Source organism: Paenibacillus sp. Y859 (genome assembly GCF_056786405.1).
The window spans coordinates 29,885-54,795 of sequence record NZ_JBXCIZ010000019.1 but is presented as its reverse complement, the minus strand read 5'-3'; the positions used below and the strand labels follow the sequence as shown (position 1 = coordinate 54,795).

Below are 24,911 nucleotides of genomic sequence, written 5' to 3'. Positions count from 1 at the left end.
TGAAAATGCAGCACATTCATAATTATGCTGAATATCCATCCTGTTCGAAGTTTTAATACAATATGAATTGGGCAGATCACTAACATCGATTGAATCTCTTTTTGGAAATTTATAATAGTGTGAAATTAGTACGAAAATAAATACTATGACTAGTAGCGAATTAATAATAATCCCCATTGTTCCTCCTGCGACTATGCTTTTCAATTTTTAAATAATAATGAAAGAAATGGCTGCCTTCCATAATTGGTTTTCAACTAAGCGGAATGGAATAAATAAAATCTTATTCGCATGAATGTCGTCTAACTGCTAATCTACGAACTCGTTTATCACCCTCTATATGGCTGGATAGACGAGTTCGTTTATAACCCCTCTCGAGGGTGATAGACGAAGCTAATCCTCAAGGTCAGTCATTCGATCCAGTGGACTCTGGATGCGACGAATATCTTTGATGCTGACATGGGTGTAGATCTCGGTTGTCTTGGAACTTTCGTGACCTAGTAGTTCTTGAATGTAACGAAGATCCGTACCGTTCTCCAATAAGTGTGTCGCAAAAGAGTGCCGAAGCGTGTGTACGGTGGCTGGCTTAGATATTCCTGCTTTACGTATAGCCCTCTCAAACACATGTTGCACAGATCGCTCCGTGAGATGATGATCAAGGCCCTTTCCTCCTGGGAACAAGTATTTAACTATAGGTTGTTTCTCCAAATATTTCTGTAGCAGGGTGTACGCTGCGATGGAGAGAACGGTGAATCGATCCTTCCCTCCCTTTCCCTGACGTATATGAATGGTTTTTCGCTCAGGATCGATATCCTGCTTGGTTAAACGTACAGCTTCACCTACCCGTATACCAGAGGAATAGATCAATGCTAGTATAGTACGGTGTTTAACATGTTGCACGGACTTTAGTATCCTAGCCACCTCACCTGCAGAAAGAACTACGGGAAGCTTTTTTTGTCGCTTTGGCCTAATCCATTGTCTCAAATTCAGCATCTCTTAACGGAATCGAGAGCGTTCGTAAGTAGCGTTCAGCATGACCCATATAAGCCTGCTGAGTCTTGATACTATACCCCTTCAACTTCAAGCAATCTCTCAGCTTTTGCAATGCTAACTTCTCATCACCCGTTTGAAGCTCTAATAGACCAGGAACACTTCTAATTGCCTTAATCCACTCTTCTTTATAAGGCGTCTTTACAACCACATCGCCATTCTCTGCACAATCTAGCATAATAAATTGACTTGATAAGTATACATTCGCTTTCACCATTCCATTCTCCTCCCAAAATATAGAATACACACCGACAAATTCAGACAAGAAGAAACGGTTTTACCGTCCTTTAAGGACGGTATCTGTCTCTACGAGATATATAAGAATAGAGTATTAAGTGAAGCTTATACCCTCTTATATTTCAAAAAAAGACAGACCGCTCATTAGAGCAATCTGTCTTCCGGTTCTTCCATAAGCTACTGAAATATTCCCCCTAATTGGTCACCAAGGGATAAATATATGAATCGGATGATGCGAAAAAAGAGTTAGGCGATTGATTAACGATAAAAATTACCAGTTTCCTCGATTATACTATTTGAATCCTTTAAGAATTCACGTTCATTGCTCTTTTCAATTATTTTAAGTTCTAAACCACCGAATTTTTTTGCGAGTTTGTTATACACAAGAGCAACTAACATACTTAATAATCCATACAAGAACAACAAGACAATTGGCATTATAATATACGGAACACCCAGAAAGAGTAATTCGGTTTGGCTTGCAAGAATTCCAATTATGGTCACAATTATACCTAAAACAACCATAATAGATAATGGAATAATCATAAGATAGATCGTAGCCTTAAAGATACTTTTCTTTTTAATTTCAAGTATTTCAATGTGTTTCATGTTTGAATTTCCCCTTATTCTTTATAGTCTTTGAAAGGATACAAGGTGTTTACACTATCATCTCCATTCTCTGCCCTATCCTTCTTAACATATTGAACTTGAGAGTATATATTCGCTAGTGACATTCCATTATCCTCCAAACCATACAATTTCATTCTTCAAATTTAGACAAAAAAAGACAGACTGCTCATTAGAGTAATCTGTCATCCTATACGTGCCTATCCAATTAACAACCCTAATTGTCCCAATGCCTCGCAATAAAGGGATCTCTCCCTGATTGCTCCCGATCTTCCTTATAATGCTTCGGATTCTTATGATGATAGTCTTGATGATACTCCTCTGCTTTGTAGAACGCCTCAGCTGGAATAATCTCAGTCACAATCAGTCCAGTAAATCTACCACTTCCAGCTACTTGCTCCTTAGAGATCAGTGCGGCAGCTTGTTGCGATTCATTATGATAAAAGATCGCCGTCCGATACTGTGGGCCTCTATCCTGAAACTGTCCGCCCGCATCCGTCGGATCGATTTGTGGCCAGTATAGTTCAAGCAACTTTTCATATGGAAATATAGTCGGGTCAAATGTAATCTGTACCGCTTCATAGTGACCTGTCGTTCCGGTTTTGATCTCTTCATAAGTCGGATTTTCCGTTGTTCCTCCGGTATAACCCGATACAATGCCATGAATCCCCGGTAATTCCTCAAAAGGTGTCACCATACACCAAAAGCACCCTCCAGCGAATGTTGCCTTCTCCATCTTCCTCATCCTCTCCTTTATTGTCGAATCTATGTGAGTCATTATTTCTTAGAGAGGTTGTTCAAGATCATGAAGTATACCGTGGAGCTTATTCGACATCGAATATTGAATTCAGCCGGTCCTTACGCACAATTCCACAATCTCTGCACTTAACCTGATATCGTCTTTTACAACTTAGGTTTCTCGCTCAATTCAAAAGTCTCTGTACCGACCTTAATGATGCTACCAACCAACATTTCTGTAGTAATTTTAGGTAGTTTCACAGTAACAGAGCTCTTGTAATCCGCCAGGTTTATAGGAGGGCTAGGCTTCTGCTCCTCAGTGCCTAATCCTGCTCCAGGTTCCCCTGCATCTCCCGGTTCAGTTCCTGCCCCTGCTGCATTTCCAGTTGCATTCCCCGTTCCAGCTCCAGCATCTGCTCCTGCAACACCCTCGCCTTTCCCTGCTGTTCCAGGTTCTTTGCCTTGATCTTCAGGTGTCGTCTTACCATCAAGTGTATCATCCTCAGGCTTACCCGCATTCTCAGAATCCTTACCTACAATGCCAGAATCCTTGCTTGCTTCCCCGGAATCCCCACTCATATTCTCAGAATCCTTACTTCCACTAGCATCCTTGCTAGCCGTATCCGTTCCTGCAGAAGGCACATCGCTAGTATTCGTCTTATCCTTATTCTCAGCATCAGCATTAGCATCTGGCTCAACCACAGCTTCACACTTCACATCAGGTTTCAACTCAGACAGGGTCTTGGGGTCTGTTCCATCTGCTAATTCCAGCGTCATACTACTCGCATCAAAAGCTTCACAAGTACCAGCATCTTTAAACAGAAAGACTAGCTGTGCTTCTGCAGCTTCACCATCTACAGCTTCCGCTTGTTCCGCATATACGACTACATCCGGAGTAACCTCGAGCGCAGGGTCCGCCGTTGCTGGTGGTGTTGGCGTTTGGACAAACTCTGGTTTCTTATCAAAGATACCCGTAGCTTTGAGCCCATAGAATCCGCCAATCAGAACAATGAGCAGCACTCCCACAAACATCGAAAGGATGGCCAATTGTCTACGATTACGACGCAGAAATTTAACGAATGGCGTAGATAACTCTATCTCCACTTTCGCATAGACGGGTTTAAGTTTCGGACTCGGTGATGCGAAGTATTTCTTCACCAAATCTTTCTTCTTAAATGCGTCTCGATCCATATTTTTAAAATAAGAAACGATCGCTGTAGCATACGCCGGAATAAGCCCCCGCTCTCCCACGAACATTCGCTGAGATGCAGACCATTGAATGAATTGATAGACAACTTCCTGCTCCTTACCATGTCTTCGTATGAAATTCAGTAGCCCCGAATAATTGACACCAGCTTGTCCACCTTGATAGAAAGCTAACGCCAATCTACCAAATTGCTCTGGCACCAGCTGATCCTGCAACCACTGACAACCCAACTGCTGTACACGATCTAGCTCCATCGGGCTCAAACCATCGAATAGACTCTGATCCGGTTGATCCTCATTAAACCAAGCATACAGAGCCAACATCACCGCTGCCTGTGAGCGAATTCGAGTATCGAACTTAGCTGCCCACGTCTTCACTTCACTTCGTTCTTTCAGAAATTTAATTTTCAAAAGCTGATCTTGCGCTAATCTATCCAAGTCTAGTTCTGTTAACAAAAATAGATTCGCCGCATAAGCGAGCTGGTCCATTAATGTAAAGTCAGCTATTACCGTATCTTGTCCTTGCTTCTCCCAATCCTTCTCAAGCTTACGCTGTTGCTCCAATAGTGCATTCACAGCAGTTACAGGTTCTGACTCCTTACGGAGCTTCGCGAACAACTGCGACTTCGCCTGTTCAACGAAATACACATCTCGAGTCACGATAGGATGATGCTTACCCCATATCCCAACCAATTGCATAACGTCCTTGGCTTTCGGCGCTAGAGTGAACTTCTCCAGAATATACGGTTCGAACAATGCTTTAGAGAGGCCACTACTCAATACCATATCGAAGAATGCTTTACTAAGCTCAGGACTACTCTCGATCACCTTATAAAAAGAAGTAACAACCTCTTTACGCTTCTTAGATGAAGCATGACTAATAGCAACCATAAGATATTTAACGATTTTACCCTCATTGTTCTTACCACAAATACGATAGTAGTCCTTGAAAGCTTCCACGATCGCTAGATCCGGCACCTGTCCTTGCTTAATGAGATCGAATTCCTGGTCAAACCGAGCGAGAAAAATATCATTCAACCGTACTTTGCTCAACATCGCACCTGGCAGTGATAAGTAATCCAACAAACCACGTAGTAGCGTGCTTTTACTGTCTTCAAACAGGGCATCATTGCCTTCCTCTATCTGAAAAAATACCGCCAGCTCATGGTAGCTTGAAATAGACGTCTTCCGTATATGATCCATATCCGCTAACATCACTTCAGCGAACTGGTAGAAGTCCTCTGCATGCTCTGGACGATCCAGATTACTCCATGCGAAATCGAAATAGGACTGTTTCGAGAGATCCACATCTACATTCGTAACCCGCTTGGCTACTAGATCAAAGGTAAAGTCCTTCTCAATATTCCGATCCCCTGGGCGCAGACTACCTCTCTCTACGAACATGACATGAATCCCTTTTTTACTCTGTGGCTCTTTCGAATACGTCAAGAATCCAAGTGATTTGCGAAAAGCATACGGCAAACTACCATACAGCACTTCAATTAGTTGCTTAGCAACTATTGATATCTGTTCAGCAGGTACATCTAGAGAAATATACACCTTTTTCTTGCTCGTCACTGCCGTCATCACGGCAAATAACAGTTGCTTGAACATCTTCTCATCCATATTCAGACTTGCTAGGAAAGTAGCCGTAGCCGTTCTACTAGAATTGCCCTCAACACCCACAGGTAACGAATTTAGTTCTGGTAGATCCAAACCCTGTTCAATGTCATAAGTAGCGACGAAATCTGCATGAAGCCATGAAGCATAATTCGCAACAACCTCTTCTGAACGCTCGCTAGGAATGACATAATTATGTGTGAAAAAGGCACTACGAAGGCCCGTGAAATCTGCCGATTGATATACACTACGTCCAATAATCGTCTGATCGTTATCCGTATGATAGAGATGCAGCGCTTCGGGATACATCGCCGTATCCTTCTCCCCACGTGCGGACAATTCAGCTGGGGCATCGTAGAAACAGAAGGGATGGAGCGTTTTTTTGATAAAAGAGTGATCTAGCCCCTTCGATCTTGCGATCGTATCAAACCCTTCCGTTGATCGAAAAATCCCGCGCCGTTCGCGTGTGTATAGCTGTTGCTGAATAAGTTGGGGAGTTGTGTTCTCCACTATTCCTCTCTCCCCTCAATGTACATTAATTGATAAAGTAACCAAATGAACGGTTCATCCACCCGAATCGGACTAGCGACACCTTGAAGTTTCTGATTAACCGGATTGCTGCCCAGTGCTGACACCGCGAAATAAGCTGTATTCGAGAAATACACATCCATCGTTCCCTTGAACGGTCGATCCACCTTCTCAATAAAGCGGCGAATTTCCCCGTCGATGTTCTCGAATTCCGTCAAGTTAAGCGTATTACGATGCACCATATTGTTAAAAACATTACTATTCGACTTAATATACTCGCCATCTTCATCCTTCAACGAATGGAGCATATCACTCTTTGTCAGAACTACCGCTGTCGGAATATCTGTTTTGCCCTTCTCTTCATAAGCAATAAAATCACCGAACATTGTCAAGACAACATCGCGTGGTTCATCATATTGTGACACCCATCCACCTTCGGAATCGCCAAATTTAATACGAATCTTCTCACGAATCGAGCGAATCTGCAGTGGATCAACCATGAATAGAATACCTGATGAATTCTTAATATGCTGACCATGAAGGCCTAGATAATCCTGATCCACCATACCTTCACCCGCTACATCAAAGAACACGAGCGTAAGTGGCGGCTTCGATTCATCTTTAAATACAAATTGAAAAATAAACGGTTCTTGCATTTTCTCCTTCTGTGTCGAAGCTAGCAAATCTCCCCGTTCAAATAGCGGTTCTTCGTATAATGTGCGGAACTTTCGACTAATCTCCGCATTCAGCGGCATACAAGCGGCATCGAAATTGTCCGCTGTCGTATTTTGTAGCGTATGGATGAGAGATGTCATATACACAGACTTCCCTACTTGAGATGCACCAACGATCGAAATAATATTGCTCGGCACTTTACCTGAAGTAACCGGCAACTCATTATGACATTTCGGGCACAGTCTTCTACGGGTAAGTACACCATAGCGATCATTCAGTCCGATGAGCACATTGTCTGAATAGATCTGATGTTCTTCTGGTATATCATGAGGATGGATAATGGCTTCTATATCATCAACGGAATCTAGCCCGAAGCGCTCACGGTATCTATTCAGCTCATCATCTTCACCCAATGCGTAGTTCTCATCATCATCACGATGGTGGGCCGCTCGAAACACGACCTCAGCAGGCGTGAATTTCTCGAAACAAAACGGACATACAATATCATAGAATAAAGGCTTGGGTGCTGCCTGTGGTTTCTTTTTGAACATATCGAAAATGGCCATAGTATCCTCCTTAAATATTACAGTTCTATCTATTAGCCTAGGGTGACCGCTACGGTGACAGATTGTTCTTCCGATCGCTGTTGACATCAGATTTCCTGAATATATACCCCTTTCAGAGGTAGAAATCTGATGTCAAAGGCGAACGCTGACGCTTCTACAGTACAATTCTGTCCCCTTCGCTAGGTTCATCCATTACCTTCAGCTAGCACTTAGACAGTTAACTCGTCTCGTAAGCATAATCTAGGTGTAGGGTGATCCGCTACGTTCCTACTCTAGTCTTTATTCTCAGCAAACACTCTTTCTCAAAACCTACGTCGTCAATATCTAAACAGAAACGGCTACGCCGTCCTTTTACAAAAAGGTTCCTACGGTAAATGGCTGGGGAAGCGGAAGAGAACCTAGGCTTGCTATCCAAGGCGGTATTCCTTGTTTAGTTGTAAAAAGCACATCTAAATTCCTGCCTATCCATCCATTGGCTATTTTAAATGCAGAACATACATCTAATTACTCTCAAACCTCTACTTTTCGCCGTTTCCCCATTTTTAGATGTAGCTTCTGCAGCTATTTCACTCTATCACGCCTTTACCCACTAATTAACTGCAGTTTCTGCAACTACGAGAGCAGACGGTGGGATGGCTCACATTTGAGATGAGATACGCTACTACTACTTCGGAATTATATACGTTCTTAAAAAGTTAAAAAATCAGATCCCCCCGGGGCGATCAGCTTACTCCGGCATTAGCTCGTATAGTTGGCCGTATTTGGGGCCGTCGGTAAAGAATAGTCGGATGTAGTCGTTCTTGCCTACCTCTATCTCTGGCAGGACGTTTCTACCTGGGTTGAAATGCTGTACGAATGGATAGACCGTACCATCTGATTTGTTGGATGGGTAGCTTCCCTGTTTCTTAACGTAGCATATAACGTCTTTGGAAATGGGGACTTCTGTTGTTACCCTCATTTGGATCGTTTTATATTTTTGAAATAAACGTTGTTTCTGCTTGATGGAGTATATGATCCGTGCTCTGCCCGTGCTGACTACCTTGCGGTTCTGTCCATCCTCTTGGAGAATGAGAACCGACTCATCGTTATGTAGCCAACAAGCAAACACCGTATACTCCCATCCACCAATACCCTGAGTTCGTTCATGATACCCATTGTTAGCTTTATACTCATCTCGCGTGTAAAGCTTCAGGCTATTTATTGCTGGCTGCTCGAGTACCTCTTGATCTGATGCTGCTCGGTGTATGTAGACCGCTTGAATACCCTCTGGCCACATCCAACGTAGGGTACAATGATCTTCATCTACTTGATGCACCAACTCACGAATGACTGGAGTCGATGAGTCCGCATGATAATATTGCAACTCTTACACACCTCCGTAAGACTAGAATCCCTTACTACTGTTCTTGTTCCGATTATTAGAACCATCTGTGATGACACCTGCATGCCCTGGTCTTTGTCTACCTTCTTGCAATAGACCATTCTCCTTAATCGGCACGATCCATGTGAAGAGTGCCATAACACCTGCCAAGATAAGACAAGCCAACAGTCGGATCATACTATCTTCCGGCGATTGTCCTGACAATCCTAATTCCAGCACGAACCCCGCGATCAATCCTCCAACACTACCTCCAATGCCGAAACTCTTGGCAAGATGACGGTTATCGAATATGAGGCCAAGTGATAATCCTATCGCTGTTCCTATCAGAATAAATGAAATAATGCGTAACGCCATATAATAACTGCTATCTTGCGTCGGACCTGTTCGCTCTGTCAGCAGTGTGCGATCACCGATTCTGTCATAGATATGTCGGAATACGAAAGAAAGATCATCTACATTATCTACGTCGGTATACTGTCCATTCGTTCGATTCGCAATCTGCTGTAGCAATACAGAGCCCTGTGAATTGCTCACACTCATACCGACCGTATTAATAACAATCTCTTGCTGTTCATAATCAGCTAACGCCGTATTCATATCCATCTCACTGAATCCGTCGGATAGTAGAATAACCATCGTCCCTCGTTTAGCTTGCGTCTGATCCTTAATATGTTCCATCGCTTCCTGGAGTGCCAAAGCAATTTCTGTTCCACCATCGGTAGCCGTAAGTTGATCTATCTTAGCATACACCTCTTGTTTCACCGCCGCGTCTTTCACTGAGACAAAAGGTTGAATCAGTCTAGCTTCATGAGTGAATTCAATTACGGCTACGCGCTTATCATTATCCATGATGCCAATCAGGCTCTTAGCAGCTTCGTAGCGTCCATCATTCGGATCCGTCTCGAGCATACTACCCGAATTGTCGATCACGAGCACGATATCTTTAACTGGCTTCACGCGTCCTATATTCAGTCCGTATACGAATTCAAGTAGTAGGCCCAATGTGAATAGCATAATTAGCGTAGCAGGCACAAGTAACTTCCATGAAGAACCTACATACCGTTGTCTCCAAGAAGGGCCGCTCAAGCGAGGATTAATCATCTCCGCAATAAGGCAGAACAGACCGATAAAGAAGGCTAGTATCCCACAATATAAACCTACAATGACAATCCTCGGTAGTTCTCCCTCTAAGTTGCCCAATATAATTTCTCCGGCTACAAAACCAACTGCGCCACCGATCAGGCTAAATAATAGCATAAGCATACTTATCTTTCGTTGCATCTTTACAAGCACCCTTTCCACAATGGGAATTCACATCACATATAGAGGTAGTCAAGTAGAAACGGCTTCGCCGTCCTTTTTCAAGGACGGAACCCGTTTCAGCGGAAATATAAGGATTAGAGTATCAAGTGAAACCTATACTCCCTTATATTTTCAAAAAGTCATCTTTTGATCTCAAACTTATTGAAGTTCTGGAAGCACGCTAGGATCTAGACCATGGAACTCGTACCCATTCTTCAGATAGGCTTCATAGTACATTTTACCATTGCGATAATACATTAAATCTTCGATGTGGAAACCACCCATTAAGTTCAACTTCTCCACACCGCTGCTCCGATTCTCATGAACATAACCCAATTTGTAGATCCGTGATGTCTCATCAGCACTAAGGGAATAGCGAATAAATTCACTATTTGAATCCCCGAAGAAGTACTTCTCCTCGTAACGATGCTCCTGCGTATAATCCAACAATCGTACATTGATTGCCGCATGATCTTCCAATGTATGATACAACTTTTTGAACAAATCGTCCTTAGTTAATACTTGTTTATTACTATAATCGATAGTCACATTTGCACGATGTAGTATTTCTTCTTCAAACGTCTGTGCAAATGGCTCTGCTGTGAGTATGTTATTGCGACAGATATGAATAAGTTTCGCTACCAATTGATCCATTCCAGCCTCTAAGAGCTCTGTCACATCACCTAAATAACGATCTTCGAAAAAGACTGCCGTACCCCGCTTCGCCTCAATATCACGCACAACGTCTTCAGTCACTATTTCATAATATTCTAGAATATTCTGTCCAATATAATCGTCTGCTGTCCGAATACTATCCAATGCCGCTACACGTAGAGTTCCCTCTAACCGATCCATCTGCTCCACTTGTCGTTTATAATGCTGATGTATTCGACTCAATTCATCCTCAACCCGCTGATGAAGCATCAGTTCTGATTCAAGCTGCAAAATATGACGTTTTCTCCGATACACTGTATCTACCAAATATCGAATAAAACTGCGTAAATTATGCTTATCCATCATAGGCAGACGCGAGAAGGATTGTTCATCCACAATACTTTGGTAACATTGCTCAAGCTCGGATTTAGCTGATTCTAGTTCCCTCGCCGTTTCCCGAATCGTGCCACGTATATCTTCTAGCAAACTTCCTGATTGGCCTAACTCATCGCTCCACGCTGCTATTTGGTAGAATCCAATCTGCGGGTTAGCAAGCATTTGCTTCTTAACCGCTTGAGATATCTCATCGCCTATGTGAATATGATCTAAGCGTGCTTGAATTTCCTTAACGTAATTATCTCGGAAATAAGTCTCGCATCCCTCACCATAAAGCGCATGCTCTGCTTCCCGAAGTGATAACCGTTTCAATGAATGATAACTCATCTTATGCATCATAATGCCTGTCATCTCATCCAGCTTATCCTCATCCGGCATCGTTGATTTCACCCGATTGGATATAGCCTGTGTATCGATACCGAAGAAAGCTAGCTTCTCTTTGCTATTCCACTGTACGCCATTCTTCATACGGATAACCATCTGATTATAGAAGTGGTATAGAACCGTTAACGCAATCGACTCATTGGGGCGTTTTACTTTCGAGAAGCCCGCAGATACGAAGCCTTCCCGACCTGAATCCGATTTAATATTACTTTTAAAAGACATATTGTTATAGTTATGGTTACTCGATTGATGCTCCGCATCCTTCTGCTTGCGGTTCTTCAACAGATTGACGTGACAGATAATCTCGTAGTTATCCTGCATATCATCGAACGAAGAAATCCCTCGTTCATTCTTGTCAGAAAGTAAATACACAAGCTCAAATAGTGGAGCCGGTGAATGTGTCACAGGAATAGATAAGCCATCCTCTGTTACATGAAGATTCGCCGAGAAAGTATAATCACTCTGCTGCATATACTCAAGCTCACGAAGAAAAGCTACACCTACAGAATGGCTATATCCGAAGGATTCAACCTCCTTCTCACTAATCAACCCATATAAATCCATCTGTACAGACTTGAAGGACTGACTGAAGATGGATTTAGATAAGAGTGATAATTCTGGTAAGAACACATTAAGCGGGTCATCGACACGCGTAATGAAAGAAAGATGGATCCGATCGAATGAAGAATATATTCGACCGAAATCCGATATGTTATAGCTTACCTTTCTCAGAGTACGATTCAGCTCAATTAAATGCTGCTCATTCTCGTAGAAGCTTGTATACAAATCTTTACGCAAGCTTGTGGTACCACTTGATGTTGATTCTGCAGGACCAGGTAGTTCGTACCGTAGAAGTCGAGGATGAGTAGTCTTGTGCTCGACGTTAGCTCCTGTGCTCGATTCCGATTCCGAGCTGGCTCGGGCTTGGGATGCGATATGGATGTACATAACACCTGCGCTGTTATCCCATTTCTTATCATGAATTTCCATGATCGGTTCAATCGCCTCGGACACCTTATCCCCAATGAATACAAACACCGCTGGATAATGAATACTGCTCTGATCATCATCTTGTCCGTTCATCTTCTCTTCGGCGATCGCATACTCCGTAGCGAATTTCTCTAGCATTTCCTTCATGATTATTTCAACTTTCTACGAATATCGTTTAATTTAGACAGCATCTGCTTGTAGAATTGATACATTTCTTCTCCATTCGCCAGTTCAATCTTCTCATATTCCAATTGATCACGGCCGTTAAGAAACAGTTCATACAGCTCATCTAATTTCGTTATCAGTAATGAGATATCTTCGGATGCGGTCAGGTCCGTACCACGACGAGTTGCTTTACGTAGCAATGTGCTCTTGCTCTTCTCATCCAATCTACGGAAATGTTCGAACACTTCCGATTCAACATACTTCTGACTCTTCATCAGATTAGCAAAAGGCTCCCATGCTTCTTCCTCTGGGTCACGGTCATAGACATAAAGCGCACCTTTCTTCGTGATCGTGTTCGTGTATAGTGCTTCAATGAATTGATCGATCCATTTCTCGTCATCCTGATGTTGGCTCATCAATTGTTCCAGTTCAGTAGCCTTTGTACTAATCATCTCGTACTTAGCTAATTCCTCCCGAACACGTTGAATCAGTTCAGGTGAACGAATCAAGTTTTCATTCGCCATATCTTCAGAAATACTACCAAAGATATCTTTACTAGATACCTTCTCAAGACCATGTGCGAGCAGATGTCTCAACTCGTTCAATACACGCTTCACTTCCCCAAGATTCGGTTTAGCTGAATCTAACTGCATATCGTATCCGCGAAGGTATTCTGACAAATCGAACGGCTTCGTCATCACCACAGCAAATCGATTGCTTGTGTTCTGATTGATGTCCTTCTCCACGATAACCTTCAGCGTGAGTGCCTTCACAAATTCAGCCCGCACACGAGCGTTATAGGACTGAACACGCGTATTCATATAAGTATCTCCCCAGGACTTCTCTGGAATTGGCGAAGGGAGGTACGTCCAGTTCTCACTTTCCGTCTGCACCAAGTGGCGCCCAATGCCCTCTTTATCCAGAATCGTTCGTTCATAGCTTTCCTCATACACTTTGAGAGGTGTATATACGAATAAGGGTACCCCGTTCTTCGTGTTCAACCAGAAAATCCGATTCTTCACTTGACTCTCTTTGACCGTGAAATGAGATCTCCCCACGGAATTATTCTGATAATTACGGATTCCTTTAAGAATGCTCGGAGCCCCAACAGGGACGGACACAAATCCCCATGAAGGGAAATACAAGTTACCTGAGCTATTACTCAAATGGAATACAGGCACCGCTTCCTCATCCAGCTTACTTGCAATATTGCGCTCAACAAGCTTCTCAATAGACTCATCATTACCGAATTTCATAACTAAGAAGTCTTCCATCGATTGTGTAATCAAATCACCAAATTTATCCCCTAAGAAATCCGAAATAGAGCTAACGATATCCACTTCTTGCTCTCTAATCCATTGATTTGAACGATTTAAAAGCTCCAGCGTGAAGTCACGAATAAGATCATCCACATCTTTACTCTCCATCATTTTACCAATGACCTTAGCAATGTCTGGCACACTCACAAGGTTCCAATAATACGTCTTGTTCCCCTTATGATCGGCCTGCTCATCACCATGAATCAGAATTTCCCCATTCTTAGCAAAAATAGCATTCAATGCGTTCAATATTTCTGTATATACGTTATAAATGCGCGTATTCTCGCTATTCAACAATTCGTATAGATCTTCATAGAACTCAATCATCTGCTCTGTACGCTCTATATCCGCTTTAAGCCAGTATTCATTAATTTTAGCTTCGATATAAATATTCTTCTTCTTATCTCTGGAGACGAATGCACTCTTGGCATCCCCAAGTCTCTCGTTGGCTTGCTCGCTTGCTGCCTCAATATCCCTCGGAATGCGATGTAGGTTCTCACGTAGTGTCTCAATATACGAAAGCAACATTTTGAGTAGACTGAAGCCTTTCTCCGTATAAATCAACCGTGACACATAGAATGGCCCTTGTTCCGGATGTAAGAAAATACGACGGATCTGATCGGTGAACTGTCCTACGATCTCTCCTGGCAACTGCTTCTTAGCCTTAATATACTCTTCTCGAGCACGAGCCAAGAAATTCTGTTCCAGCTCCGTATCCATATTGATAACCTGATTCTTCACAACATTGCTGTAGCTCAGACGCTCACTGTTCTCAAACCCTGGAAGCGGCTCAGGCACACGAGATTCAAAAGTCTTCATCATCGTTTCCAGATCAATACCCAGCTTACGAGCGAATGTCTCTACATCGTCCTGACTTGGTGCCTTCTCGAACATCTTATCCATCTTGCCAAATAACCGAAATGCCAAGTACGTCGTCATCTCTTCAATCGGTAACACGGCGGATGATGCACCAATAATATTATATTCATAATTCGCTGGGTACATTTTATTCATCTGGGCAATGTTCGTACGAATATTACTGATATAGTCATGAATGGCGAATTCTTCACCTGATGCTTTCTCTTCACTTGCCATAAAGTTCGTAATGTTCTCAGCCGTCACATTCATACAGTAGTCATAAGCATTCTCAAGCAGCTTACCTTCGGTATTCGTTGCTGAGATCAGATGACATAGATTGAACGGCGGTAGTGGCGAATTAACCGTCAGAATATTCCCATAACGCTGCTGGAATCGTTCACCGCGACTGTCCACATTCATCCAATAATCAAGTTCTTTGAGTGCGGCATACCCATTCTTTTTAATATATTCACGGGTGTGTTCACTCAAGCTCTTATTGGATAAGTTGATATCTGGAGTAAACAAATAACCGAGTGTATTCACACGGTCAATCCCTGCTGAACCATGATCGCGTTCAATAATGCCTCGTACGATATAGGCGATATCCAAGAAGCATCCACTTCCCGTACCCCCTGATAATCCCGTAAGCATGAACACCATAAGCTTCTTATTCGTTCCGACTGATAGTGTCTTGATCTTCTTATCGATCGCTTGCACGACTTGATTGATCTTGGTGAATAACAGTAATCTACCCGCTTGACGAACACCTGCAGCGCCGTTCATACCATCCGTAATACTCATCTCAGGGGATAACCAATCGGTAATATACGGTTCAAGCACACTGCGATTCTGTAACAACCCACCGATCTCCGCATTGGAGAGGAGCACGAACTCATTGATCGGATCAAGCCCGATTCCTTTATATTTCTTACCACGATCCTGTTCATTCGTCTCAAAAGCTAGAAACTCTACATTGTCCGGCTTATCGCGCTTTCTCTTAGAAGATGGATCTTCCGGCAACTTAAATCTGCGATTAATTTGGTATTTCAGGCGCAGTAATGCATCAATACCGGTACCCCCAAGTCCAATAATAAGGATGGGATTATCAATCGTATCGACACGAATCTTATCGCTGACAATCCCTCCACCTAACGAAACATCCAATTGCTGAATATGTTCTCTAACTACTGGTTTCATTCATTTTCCTCCTGAAAGCTTTACGAAGTACAGTTGACTTCATAAGCATTAATTCTATTGGAGAGTCGCTACGGTGCTGGATTGTCCTTCCGATCGCTGTTGCCCTCTGATTTCTTGATTATATACCGCTTATAGCGGTAGAAATCAAAGGGCAAAGGCGAACGCATCCGCTTCTTCAGGACAATTCCATCCCCTTCGCTATACCTCCGATGACATTAATTCAGTTCATAAATTTACACTACACTAGGTACTCGATCATAATGGTCTTATCTACGCTTTGTAAGGAAAGGCTGATTCGATCGCCGTCTTTAATGTCTAGTCCTTTGCTGGCATCCATTACACGACCTGACTTCTCGATGTTCATGGTTGAACCATTCTTCAACAACAACCAGTCATTCTTACTCGGTTCGAAGATGATCTTATCCGTTTCCTTCAGTTCAGGTGCAAGCTGTAGCAACTGATGCAGATTCACTTTCCCTTTAAATCCATTCAATTTCTTATATTGTGGATACGTCTTCTCTCCAGTATTCTCATCACGAATTTCAATAACCATCTGTCCAACAAATCCACGGTTTGCCTTCTTCACAGCAGCTAGAATAAAGTAAGCTGCCGCAAGGATTGCAGCGAGTGCTATGACACCACCTACGACCGCTAGGATCGGAAATGGCTTCTCATCTTTGCCCGCTTCCGGTGTTGGTGTTGCTGCTGGCTTACTTGGAGTGGCTCCACTAGGCTTGGCACTAATCTTCACAACAGGCGTTTCGCGATAAAGGCTCTTATCCTCTGCGATAACCATCATTTCATAATCATGCTGATCCGCTACCTGATACGTCCCCTCAAAGCCATCACCTGTATTAGACATCTCAATCTCTTTCGTATCTCCACTATCGATGTCCTTAACAACTAGCTTAGCATTCATATTCTGATAAAGTGTGCTATTTTGTAACTTTTGCCCATTACTTGTTAAATAAGAGATGATATCGATCTTATCACCCTTCTTATACGTAGTGCTTGCAAGAGGATCCATCCCAAGCTCAACATCGTAGTTGAATACTAGATTAATATCGATCTTATCCTTGGCCACACCTTTCACTTGAAGCTTCCAATCGCCATTCATTGGGGTTAGTAACTTCAATAAAGAGTAGCTTTTGGACTTAGAATATAAAATATCATTCGCTGGAATCGTCTTGCTTGCTCCTGTAGGATCCGTTATTTTGACCTCTACCGGTAGAGCTGACATGATAGAAATATTAGCTTCTAATACATTATTATTCGGCACATTAATTATGACATCTTGAAAGCTTCCATTCCCTGTCATAGACTGTACGGGGACAATCTTTAATTTCAAATGACTCGCGAATATTTCACTTAATATTTGCGGTAGATCATCAGCCGTATTGGTAGAGAATGGCTTACCACCGGTTTTGTTGGATATGTCAGCTAAAGCTTCCTTGTTCAGCTTGCCATCGGCGTTAAGCCCAATCGTATATACTGGAATGCCATTCTTATTCGCATCAGCAATCGCTTGTTCTAATTCCTGTGCAGACTGTTGCTCCGTTCGACTCTTAGCCTTATCGAAATCGTTATTACCATCAGCCAGTAGTACAATCATCGGTTCATGAGTGGGATCTGCCCCCTGCAGCAATATTTTTACGGCCTCCTTAATACCTACAGCGACGTCGGTGTAAGGACCTCGATCTAACTCGTCAATGAACTGCTTCAAATCTTCCTTATCAGCGGCTGACTTAATCTCGAGCAATGCCTTCTCTCGTTGTATTTTATTCGTATACGAAATAATTCCAACTTTATCTCCCTGAACGGATAGCATATCAATAAACATCTTCATAGCTTCATTACCTATTTTATCTGGGTCACTCTTCTTCATCGAGTTACTTGCGTCTACAACGAGCATAGCGTCAATCTGTGAAGACGATTGGGCCGCTGAAGCTTCCTGTATACTAACTGAATACGGAAGCAGTAATAACGATAAGACAATCATTATACGGAGTGAGAGTTGTTTTTTACGAAACATAGTTATACCCCTTTATTATGAGATCATTGTGAGAACTGACTTCTCATCTATTTTAACTCTAGGTGATAAATCTTAAATAGCTGTTAAGAAACCCTTAAGTTTCGCTAAAAAAGTTATCTGTTACCATAATATCATGCTTCTTGACAGAGTACTTCCTATCATTACCATGACATTATGATATAATTAAACCCACCAAAGTTCAATCAATATAGGCTAAATGCCTCAGATCCACATATGAAAGGAATCCAATATGATTGTATACGTTTGTTTAAGTGTTTTGATTCTTTATGTTGCTACTAAATCAGTTATTTACTTTAAACACCGTAAATACACGCCTTCTTACGACGAAATCGACCAAAGGCTACTTTCCCTAATCAATCATAAGGGGGAGCATCATGACTAAGAAGAGACCTGTTACTTTAAGACCCTATATACAGACGCGTTACGCCTATGAAAAGTTGAGAATATGCACCCATTGCCATCATTTCACTGCACTATGGGAAGAACAATGTAGTGTGTGTGGCAAAGCTAAACTGATATCCGTTACTCAAAAGGCTACATCCATTGTAAAAAAGAAGATGCGAAATGAACAACTGATTGCGCTCCTCATTGGTTTAACTGGCATCTTCTTCAGCCAGAACTTTGGGCAAATGATTCTATGTGCTGGGGCCGTTATCCTATTGATCGCTCTGCTGTGGATCATACAGAAGAAGATGCTTCCTAGTGAAGTCCCTTTCGCACTAGACAAATTATTCGAACGAGAGCAGCTTCACATTCTTGAAGATATGAAGAGCAATCGTAAGACAGCCGTTGCCGCGTTGAAAGATGATGAACTACTGACTTATGAACTGTTACGGGAGATCAGTACCCTCGTTCACAACGATAAAATCCGTCTACAGCAAGTTGTATTACTTCAATCTTTCATCCTTCGAAAAGATATGGATTTAGCGGTTGAACCTTTACTGATAGATGAATTCGATAGCGATCTAGCCGCCTATATCGGTGAAATTGCCAAAATAAAAAGAGAGCTGATCAAAAACCGCTCAATCCGGTATATTCTTGCCTACGAGCCATATATACTTAAAATGGAGCATGGCCTGGAAATTCTAACGAATGTCGTTGGAGCAGCCGTTCGATTGAAGAAATATGTTGAGACTTACCCTGAATTCGTTCAACGTTATGCTCGTAGACTTTCCAAAGACCGGTTCTTACGCTTATACCGGTTGATTCGCCAATATCCTGACCACCCATGGGGCCATTTAGCGACTGAGGTGGCGAGTATCCGAAGTGAGTTATATGAATGGGATCCTGACTTCCAATAATACAGTTAAAGAGGCTATAAGACTATGACGAAGATACGGGCGTTAACCCTGCAAAAACTATTAATATGTTGTTGTATAGGTATGATGGTTCTCATTGGTATGAAATTTCATTACATTCAGCAGAAGATATCTGCAGTCACCGAGGCAGATCGACTGTACGCACTTAAAGATCTCATCGCCGCGGAGGATTGGTATCATAAAGCACACCAGAACAAGTCGATTAAGTATAAGGAAGCAGATATTTCTTCGCGTTTGGTTGAGCTAGCCCCGATCAGTGAAATTAATTCTAAACTGAGCGAGATTGATAAGAATGCTAAACGTGCTAGCGATGATGAAGATTTCGAGATACTGATGACGGTATATAAAGACTTAGAAGCATTTCGGGGAATATATATGAAGGAAGGCAACATTTATCAACCCTATTATCGCCAACTTTCTGCTAAATATGACGTTTCTAATGATTTCTCAGCCTATTTCCAACATTTCAAGACCGTCTTCTATCAACAACTGGAGCACAATCTTGATACCAAGAAGTATAGTAATGAATCCTTCAAATGGAATCTCTTGACCATCCCTGATGCGTTCTTTGGTGATTCAGATCAGAAGAAGACGCAACTTTACGATAAATTCAAAGGTTATGATCATCGTAAAATGGCCCAAATAGCCGCGAGTGGTGAGTACCAGACTCTTTTAGATGAATCATTAGCTATGTTGAAGCTTTATGATGCCCATGAAATTCAAGCAGACTGGATTACGGATCAATCTGACGCTTTAGCGAGGACATTCTTAGAGAATGATCTTGCGAATGAAAGTTATGCTATATTTGCAACTCATGCAAAGAGCTATAACATCTTCGTCCAAGCCGCTAACTTTAAATCTTCCGTGGATTCATACATTACGAAACAAATGAGTACATGGATGAAAGAGGCCAAACGCAACGTATCCAAGAATGAATTTGAGAAAGCCATTGCCATATACGAAGGTCTTGCCGACTACAAAGATACTGCCCTTGAGATAAAAGATGCACAACTAGCATGGAATATCCATGATCCGATCCGCATCCTACAGAGTAGCGACCCAACAGGCATATTCACCTCTATAAGTAGCGGAAGCAAACGTTTTGGTGCTTTAGCATATGTACTTGCGCTGGATGAACAACATACCATTTACTTCGCAAGATTGAATAAGGATGATACTGTTCAGGTATTATCAAATAGCAACTTCCAATATGAGGGGAATATCCAGGACATCTTCATCGAAGACTCGCTCAGTACGAAGGATTTCCCAGTCATTCTTATTCAAGGGGAATCCACTTTAAGGAATGCGTTATTTACCGCCATTGAAATACAGACAAATGAAATGGTTACATTGTTCCAGATCGATGCAGATGGTTATGAAGTCGATAGCAATGGCCAGCTTCTTGTTGATAATCCAAATACAGTAGATGGTGCTAGCCAAGTAGCTATATACCAACGCTCTGGAGATACCTATTCCTTCATTGGCGTTCAGCAAGATTACATTGATATATCAGTGGACGGGCTCGTTTCATATATGCATGAAAAGGTGAAATTCAGTACGACGATTATCGAACCTGGATATGGTGAAGCCTATGCGATCATGGACGATAGCTACGTAAAGCTTACTGGAAATTATGACTTTTATGGAGGTTCCATTACCGTAATAGGTATATTCCGTAAGTATGTGGATATCTATATTCAGGATGAGTTAACGTTCATACCGGTATTCGAAGTGGAGAATGTGGAATAAGAGATAGTGTAGCAAGGGGAACTTATACTTTCTTATATTTCAAAAAAAGAGTGGGTCCTCTGTATTGTACAGAGGACCCACTCTTTTACTGTTTATTTAAAACTATTCTACAGTGATAACTACCTTTGTGCTCTTACCGCCGTATTTAACGGTGATCGTTGCTTTACCTTTTCCATTAGCTTTGATTTTGCCATCTTTAACAGTTACCGCTAAAATCTTCGATGAAGTCCATAACGCTTCTTTAGATACATTAACATCGATTCCGTCAGTAAAGGTTGCTGTCGCAATGATATCAGCCTGCTGTCCAACTGTCATTTTCAGACTCACTTTATCTGTCTGTAAATACTTCAACATGTCGACTTCCACTGGAATACTTATAGATTTACCTGCATATTTAGCTGTAACCTTTGTTTTGCCATATGCTACGGCAGTTACTTTCCCTTTGTTCACTGTCGCCATTTTATAATTGCCCGTTTTCCATTCTGCCAAATCCGTTACATCCTTGGTTGAACCATCACTGAATGTCACGATAATGTTGACTTGTTGTACTTTAGAACTAGCACTAACTGTTTTTAATGATACAGATTGATGTGACGCTTCGATACTTTGAACCATATCTACTTCTACTGAAACAGTCACTTTCTGACCACCATATTCAGCTGTAATTGTAGCTTTACCCTTTGTATAACCTGTTACTTTACCATCTTTCACAGCAGCTACAGAAGTACTACTTGACTTCCAAGTCACATCTTCTCCTGTAAATACTTCATCATTACCGGATGAATCCTTCGCCGTAAGCTCGATATTTTTACTCTCACCAGCACTCAATACGATAAGATGAGTATCTGCCTCAAGGTCTTTGACCAAGCCTACGTTTACTTTCATGATGTACTTCGTCTGTTCATACAGTGCTGTAATCGTAGCCGTTCCTGTTGCAACACCAGTAATCAGTCCGTCGCTATCTACTTCAGCAATTTTCTCATCACTCGTGCTCCATTCTGCTTCACTTGTTAGAACAATATTTTTAAGAGGATCCTTCGTATCATACACAGCGATAAGGCTAGCTTGATAAGGACTGTCTTTCTTAATATCAATCGTTTTAGCATCTAACGATATTGAAACAGGAATATCAACGCTGACCTTCGTCGTAACTGTGATTCCGCCATAAGTGGCACTAACTGTCGCTTCACCTTTTTTATACGCTGTAAGCTTACCGTTGGATACAAATACGACAGCCGCATCACTCGAACTCCATACAGCCTTGTCCGCTACATCCGTCTTACCAGTTATATCAGCGTAAGCAGCATGTAGTTCTAGCGTCTTAGTCTCTCCAACGCTCATTCCTACTTTATCCTCAAGGTCAAGATGACGTGGAACGTCAACATCAACCTGTACCGTCACACTCTTATCCCCATATTTCCCAGTAATCGTCGCTGACCCAACACCCTCAGCGTAAACTTTCCCTTTGTTAACATAAGCAACGGACGCATTGCTAGTAGTCCATGTCGCTAGATTAGTAACATCAAGATCTGGACTATCCGGATATACAGCTGTTAAAGTAAGCTGTTGTGAAGCAATCCCCCCAGTAACAAGACTCAGATATACATTCTGTGTATCAACTTCCAATTTACGAGTCTTGTCAACTTCAACCTCAAGGCTTATTGTCTCTGCGCCATAACTAGCTGTGATTGTTGCCGTTCCTGCTCCATAAGCAGTAATCTTACCTTTAATCACATCTGCGACGGTCTTGTTGCTTGTTGTCCATTTCGCATCTTCAGCCACATCTCTTTGGGACCCATCAGGATACGTAGCTGTTAATGTAACGGTCTTTGAATCCTTTGGATCTGTGAGCAACAAAGATACCTGCTCTACATCCAGGTCTAGTCGTTTCACGTTCTCCACCGTTACTTCTAATGTAACAGTCTGGTTTCCAAAGGAAGCTGTGATCGTAGCTATTCCTGCGCTTTGAGCCTTAACGTTACCATTTACAACAGTTGCAATATCATTATTACTAGAGGACCAAATCGCTTTATCCGTAACGACCTCGGATCCAACATAGTCAACATAAGTCGCCTCTAGTTCAATTTGTTTACTATCATCCTTACGAAGCTCAAGACTTTGTACGCTCTTCGTTAGAGATTTCACCTTTTTGCTGACAGTCACTTCAATGCTGTCAGTTTCCTCCACACCGTACTTTCCAATTATGGTGGTAGTACCTTCCTTTTTAGCCGTCACCGTACCATTAGATATCGTTGCAACGGTATCATCGTTACTAACCCAGTTCGTGATGATGACATTCTTCTTCGTACCATCATCGTAAATAGCCGTTGTAGTTAGTGTCTCTTTCCCACCAATTTCAAGAAATACTTCATTCTTGGAAACTTCAAGTCCAATCAAGTTCGGCGTTGTAGCTGCCCAAGATGTCCCCGCACTAGCCAAGCTTATAATTAGGATTAATGACATGATTAAGGTTTTTTTGAATCTAATATACAATGTTAATTCCCTCCAGTTCTCTTTTTCAAATCTTATTAGTTACTTTAACTATCGGCAAATGAAGACAAAAACATTAGAAATTCGAGCATTTACTTAAAAAAAATTATAATAATCACCCTCGCCCTATAACGTTAGACGAGATGTGCCACCATACTAAGAAAGGCTCCTCCCATGATCATCACTGGAAAGAGCCTTTACTACCGTTTACTTTATTTCAACTATAGAATACATGATCGATTATGACGTTTTCGACTTATTATAAATATCGAATCCTACAGCGAACAACAACACTAGACCCTTAATTCCTTGCTGCCAGTCCACCCCAAGACCAACCAAAGACATACCATTATTCATGACACCCATAACAAGGCCGCCGATGATGGCGCCGACAACAGTACCAATTCCTCCTGAAGCGGAAGCCCCACCGATGAAGCAGGCAGCGATGGCGTCGAGTTCGAAGTTCACACCCGCTTTGGGGGTTGCCGAATTCAGACGTGCTGCAAATAACAATCCAGATAACGCAGCCATGACACCCATATTAACGAATACCCAGAATGTTACACGTTTGGTTTTGACACCAGATAGGTTTGCCGCCTTCTCATTACCACCCAAAGCATAAATTCGGCGACCCATTGTCATCCGATTCATGACGAAGGAGTAAATAATGATGAGTACTAACAAGATTACGAGAATATTTGGAATTCCATTATATTGAGCCAGTACGTAGGTGAATAAATTTATTAATATGACAAGAACTCCAACCTTAGCACTGGATAACCACACAGATGCTTGATCGAAAGCGTACCTTGTCTGAACTTTACGATTCTTATACTCCTGGTATATAACCAGAATCGACAGAATAACTCCAACAACGATAGTAAGCAGATTGATTGTACTTCCATGAAAGAAATCGGGAACGAATCCGGAGCTGATCTTTTGGAATGACTTCGGAAAAGGGGCAATCGACTGCCCGTTCAGTACGATCATCGTTAGCCCACGGAACAATAGCATCCCTGCCAAAGTCACGATGAACGCTGGTATTTTGACATAAGCTACCCAGAAACCTTGCCACGCACCCACAAGTGCACCCATCAACAGAGATAGAATGACTGCAAGAACTGGGTTCATCTGCATATTTACCATCATAATAGCTGATAGTGCACCAATAAAAGCGGCTACCGATCCGACAGAAAGATCAATATGTCCCGTAATAATGACCAATACCATCCCTATGGCCAATACTAGAATGTAACTGTTCTGAAGAATCAAGTTCGTGACGTTAAGCGGCTTAAGCAATATACCATCTGTCATGATCTGAAAGAAAATAGATATAAAGACAAGTGCAATAATCATGCCGTATTGGCGAATGTTTTTCTTGAAAAGTTTACTAATGGCTTCCATGCGATA

15 protein-coding genes are annotated in these 24,911 nt (G+C 42.1%); 2 read left to right on the top strand and 13 right to left on the bottom strand.

Translation table 11 applies throughout. The features are described 5' to 3' along the window. Positions 1 to 390: 390 nt before the first annotated feature. The 11 genes from AC1TO8_RS22545 to AC1TO8_RS22495 all read right to left on the bottom strand — a co-directional run bounded on the left by AC1TO8_RS22545 (position 391) and on the right by AC1TO8_RS22495 (position 17,922). A complete protein-coding gene (locus AC1TO8_RS22545; RefSeq protein ID WP_482057837.1) occupies positions 391 to 897 on the bottom strand; it encodes a tyrosine-type recombinase/integrase in 507 nt (168 codons plus the stop codon). A gap of 67 nt (positions 898 to 964) precedes the next feature. Next, complete coding sequence (locus AC1TO8_RS22540; RefSeq protein ID WP_482057836.1) at positions 965 to 1,264, bottom strand: hypothetical protein; 300 nt, start codon at positions 1,262 to 1,264, stop codon at positions 965 to 967. A gap of 278 nt (positions 1,265 to 1,542) precedes the next feature. After that, positions 1,543 to 1,893: a hypothetical protein gene (locus AC1TO8_RS22535; RefSeq protein WP_482057835.1), complete on the bottom strand. Its 351-nt coding sequence runs from the start codon at positions 1,891 to 1,893 to the stop codon at positions 1,543 to 1,545. A 235-nt stretch (positions 1,894 to 2,128) separates the two neighbouring features. After that, positions 2,129 to 2,647 carry a peptide-methionine (S)-S-oxide reductase MsrA gene (gene msrA, locus AC1TO8_RS22530; protein WP_482057834.1) on the bottom strand — a complete coding sequence of 173 codons (519 nt, stop codon included), beginning with the start codon at positions 2,645 to 2,647 and terminating at the stop codon, positions 2,129 to 2,131. Positions 2,648 to 2,814: 167 nt separating this feature from the next. After that, positions 2,815 to 5,985 carry a GAP1-N2 domain-containing protein gene (locus AC1TO8_RS22525; protein WP_482057833.1) on the bottom strand — a complete coding sequence of 1,057 codons (3,171 nt, stop codon included), beginning with the start codon at positions 5,983 to 5,985 and terminating at the stop codon, positions 2,815 to 2,817. Continuing rightward, a complete protein-coding gene (locus AC1TO8_RS22520) occupies positions 5,985 to 7,244 on the bottom strand; it encodes a TRAFAC clade GTPase domain-containing protein (RefSeq protein WP_482057832.1) in 1,260 nt (419 codons plus the stop codon). Before AC1TO8_RS22520 ends, AC1TO8_RS22525 begins: the two co-directional genes overlap by 1 nt. 727 nt (positions 7,245 to 7,971) lie before the next feature. Then, positions 7,972 to 8,607, bottom strand: coding sequence for a beta-mannanase (locus AC1TO8_RS22515; RefSeq protein WP_482057831.1), 636 nt, complete (start codon positions 8,605 to 8,607; stop codon positions 7,972 to 7,974). A gap of 21 nt (positions 8,608 to 8,628) precedes the next feature. After that, positions 8,629 to 9,906 (bottom strand): vWA domain-containing protein, encoded by a 1,278-nt coding sequence (locus tag AC1TO8_RS22510; RefSeq protein ID WP_482057830.1) that lies wholly within the window; start codon positions 9,904 to 9,906, stop codon positions 8,629 to 8,631. Positions 9,907 to 10,086: 180 nt separating this feature from the next. Next, positions 10,087 to 12,498, bottom strand: coding sequence for a transcription initiation factor TFIID (locus AC1TO8_RS22505; RefSeq protein ID WP_482057829.1), 2,412 nt, complete (start codon positions 12,496 to 12,498; stop codon positions 10,087 to 10,089). A gap of 2 nt (positions 12,499 to 12,500) precedes the next feature. Beyond that, positions 12,501 to 15,890: a tubulin-like doman-containing protein gene (locus AC1TO8_RS22500; protein ID WP_482057828.1), complete on the bottom strand. Its 3,390-nt coding sequence runs from the start codon at positions 15,888 to 15,890 to the stop codon at positions 12,501 to 12,503. A 238-nt stretch (positions 15,891 to 16,128) separates the two neighbouring features. Continuing rightward, positions 16,129 to 17,922, bottom strand: a complete 1,794-nt coding sequence (locus AC1TO8_RS22495) for a vWA domain-containing protein (RefSeq protein ID WP_482057827.1) — start codon at positions 17,920 to 17,922, stop codon at positions 16,129 to 16,131. Between the two features lie 395 nt (positions 17,923 to 18,317). Between AC1TO8_RS22495 and AC1TO8_RS22490 the strand changes: the two genes are divergently transcribed. After that, entirely contained in the window at positions 18,318 to 19,244 is a 927-nt protein-coding gene (locus AC1TO8_RS22490; protein WP_482057826.1) for a hypothetical protein, read from the top strand. Positions 19,245 to 19,268: 24 nt separating this feature from the next. Beyond that, complete coding sequence (locus AC1TO8_RS22485) at positions 19,269 to 21,011, top strand: hypothetical protein (protein ID WP_482057825.1); 1,743 nt, start codon at positions 19,269 to 19,271, stop codon at positions 21,009 to 21,011. A 102-nt stretch (positions 21,012 to 21,113) separates the two neighbouring features. Here the strand turns inward: AC1TO8_RS22485 and AC1TO8_RS22480 are convergent, their stop codons facing one another. Both AC1TO8_RS22480 and mmsB read right to left on the bottom strand, forming a co-directional pair. Beyond that, positions 21,114 to 23,474 carry an Ig-like domain-containing protein gene (locus tag AC1TO8_RS22480; RefSeq protein ID WP_482057824.1) on the bottom strand — a complete coding sequence of 787 codons (2,361 nt, stop codon included), beginning with the start codon at positions 23,472 to 23,474 and terminating at the stop codon, positions 21,114 to 21,116. 267 nt (positions 23,475 to 23,741) lie between these two features. Next, the gene (gene mmsB / locus AC1TO8_RS22475) at positions 23,742 to 24,905 is read right to left on the bottom strand and encodes a multiple monosaccharide ABC transporter permease (RefSeq protein WP_482057823.1); all 1,164 of its coding nucleotides are present in this window, start codon (positions 24,903 to 24,905) and stop codon (positions 23,742 to 23,744) included. Positions 24,906 to 24,911 lie beyond the last annotated feature (6 nt).

What these genes read in the sequence shown, in the direction of transcription:
- AC1TO8_RS22540 (WP_482057836.1), bottom strand. Translation starts at nt 1,264, where the DNA reads ATGGTGAAAGCGAATGTATACTTATCAAGTCAATTTATTATGCTAGAT.
- msrA (WP_482057834.1), bottom strand. Translation starts at nt 2,647, where the DNA reads ATGGAGAAGGCAACATTCGCTGGAGGGTGCTTTTGGTGTATGGTGACA.
- AC1TO8_RS22505 (WP_482057829.1), bottom strand. Translation starts at nt 12,498, where the DNA reads ATGAAGGAAATGCTAGAGAAATTCGCTACGGAGTATGCGATCGCCGAA.
- AC1TO8_RS22520 (WP_482057832.1), bottom strand. Translation starts at nt 7,244, where the DNA reads ATGGCCATTTTCGATATGTTCAAAAAGAAACCACAGGCAGCACCCAAG.
- AC1TO8_RS22535 (WP_482057835.1), bottom strand. Translation starts at nt 1,893, where the DNA reads ATGAAACACATTGAAATACTTGAAATTAAAAAGAAAAGTATCTTTAAG.
- AC1TO8_RS22500 (WP_482057828.1), bottom strand. Translation starts at nt 15,890, where the DNA reads ATGAAACCAGTAGTTAGAGAACATATTCAGCAATTGGATGTTTCGTTA.
- AC1TO8_RS22480 (WP_482057824.1), bottom strand. Translation starts at nt 23,474, where the DNA reads ATGTCATTAATCCTAATTATAAGCTTGGCTAGTGCGGGGACATCTTGG.
- AC1TO8_RS22490 (WP_482057826.1), top strand. Translation starts at nt 18,318, where the DNA reads ATGACTAAGAAGAGACCTGTTACTTTAAGACCCTATATACAGACGCGT.
- AC1TO8_RS22510 (WP_482057830.1), bottom strand. Translation starts at nt 9,906, where the DNA reads ATGCAACGAAAGATAAGTATGCTTATGCTATTATTTAGCCTGATCGGT.
- AC1TO8_RS22485 (WP_482057825.1), top strand. Translation starts at nt 19,269, where the DNA reads ATGACGAAGATACGGGCGTTAACCCTGCAAAAACTATTAATATGTTGT.
- AC1TO8_RS22495 (WP_482057827.1), bottom strand. Translation starts at nt 17,922, where the DNA reads ATGTTTCGTAAAAAACAACTCTCACTCCGTATAATGATTGTCTTATCG.
- mmsB (WP_482057823.1), bottom strand. Translation starts at nt 24,905, where the DNA reads ATGGAAGCCATTAGTAAACTTTTCAAGAAAAACATTCGCCAATACGGC.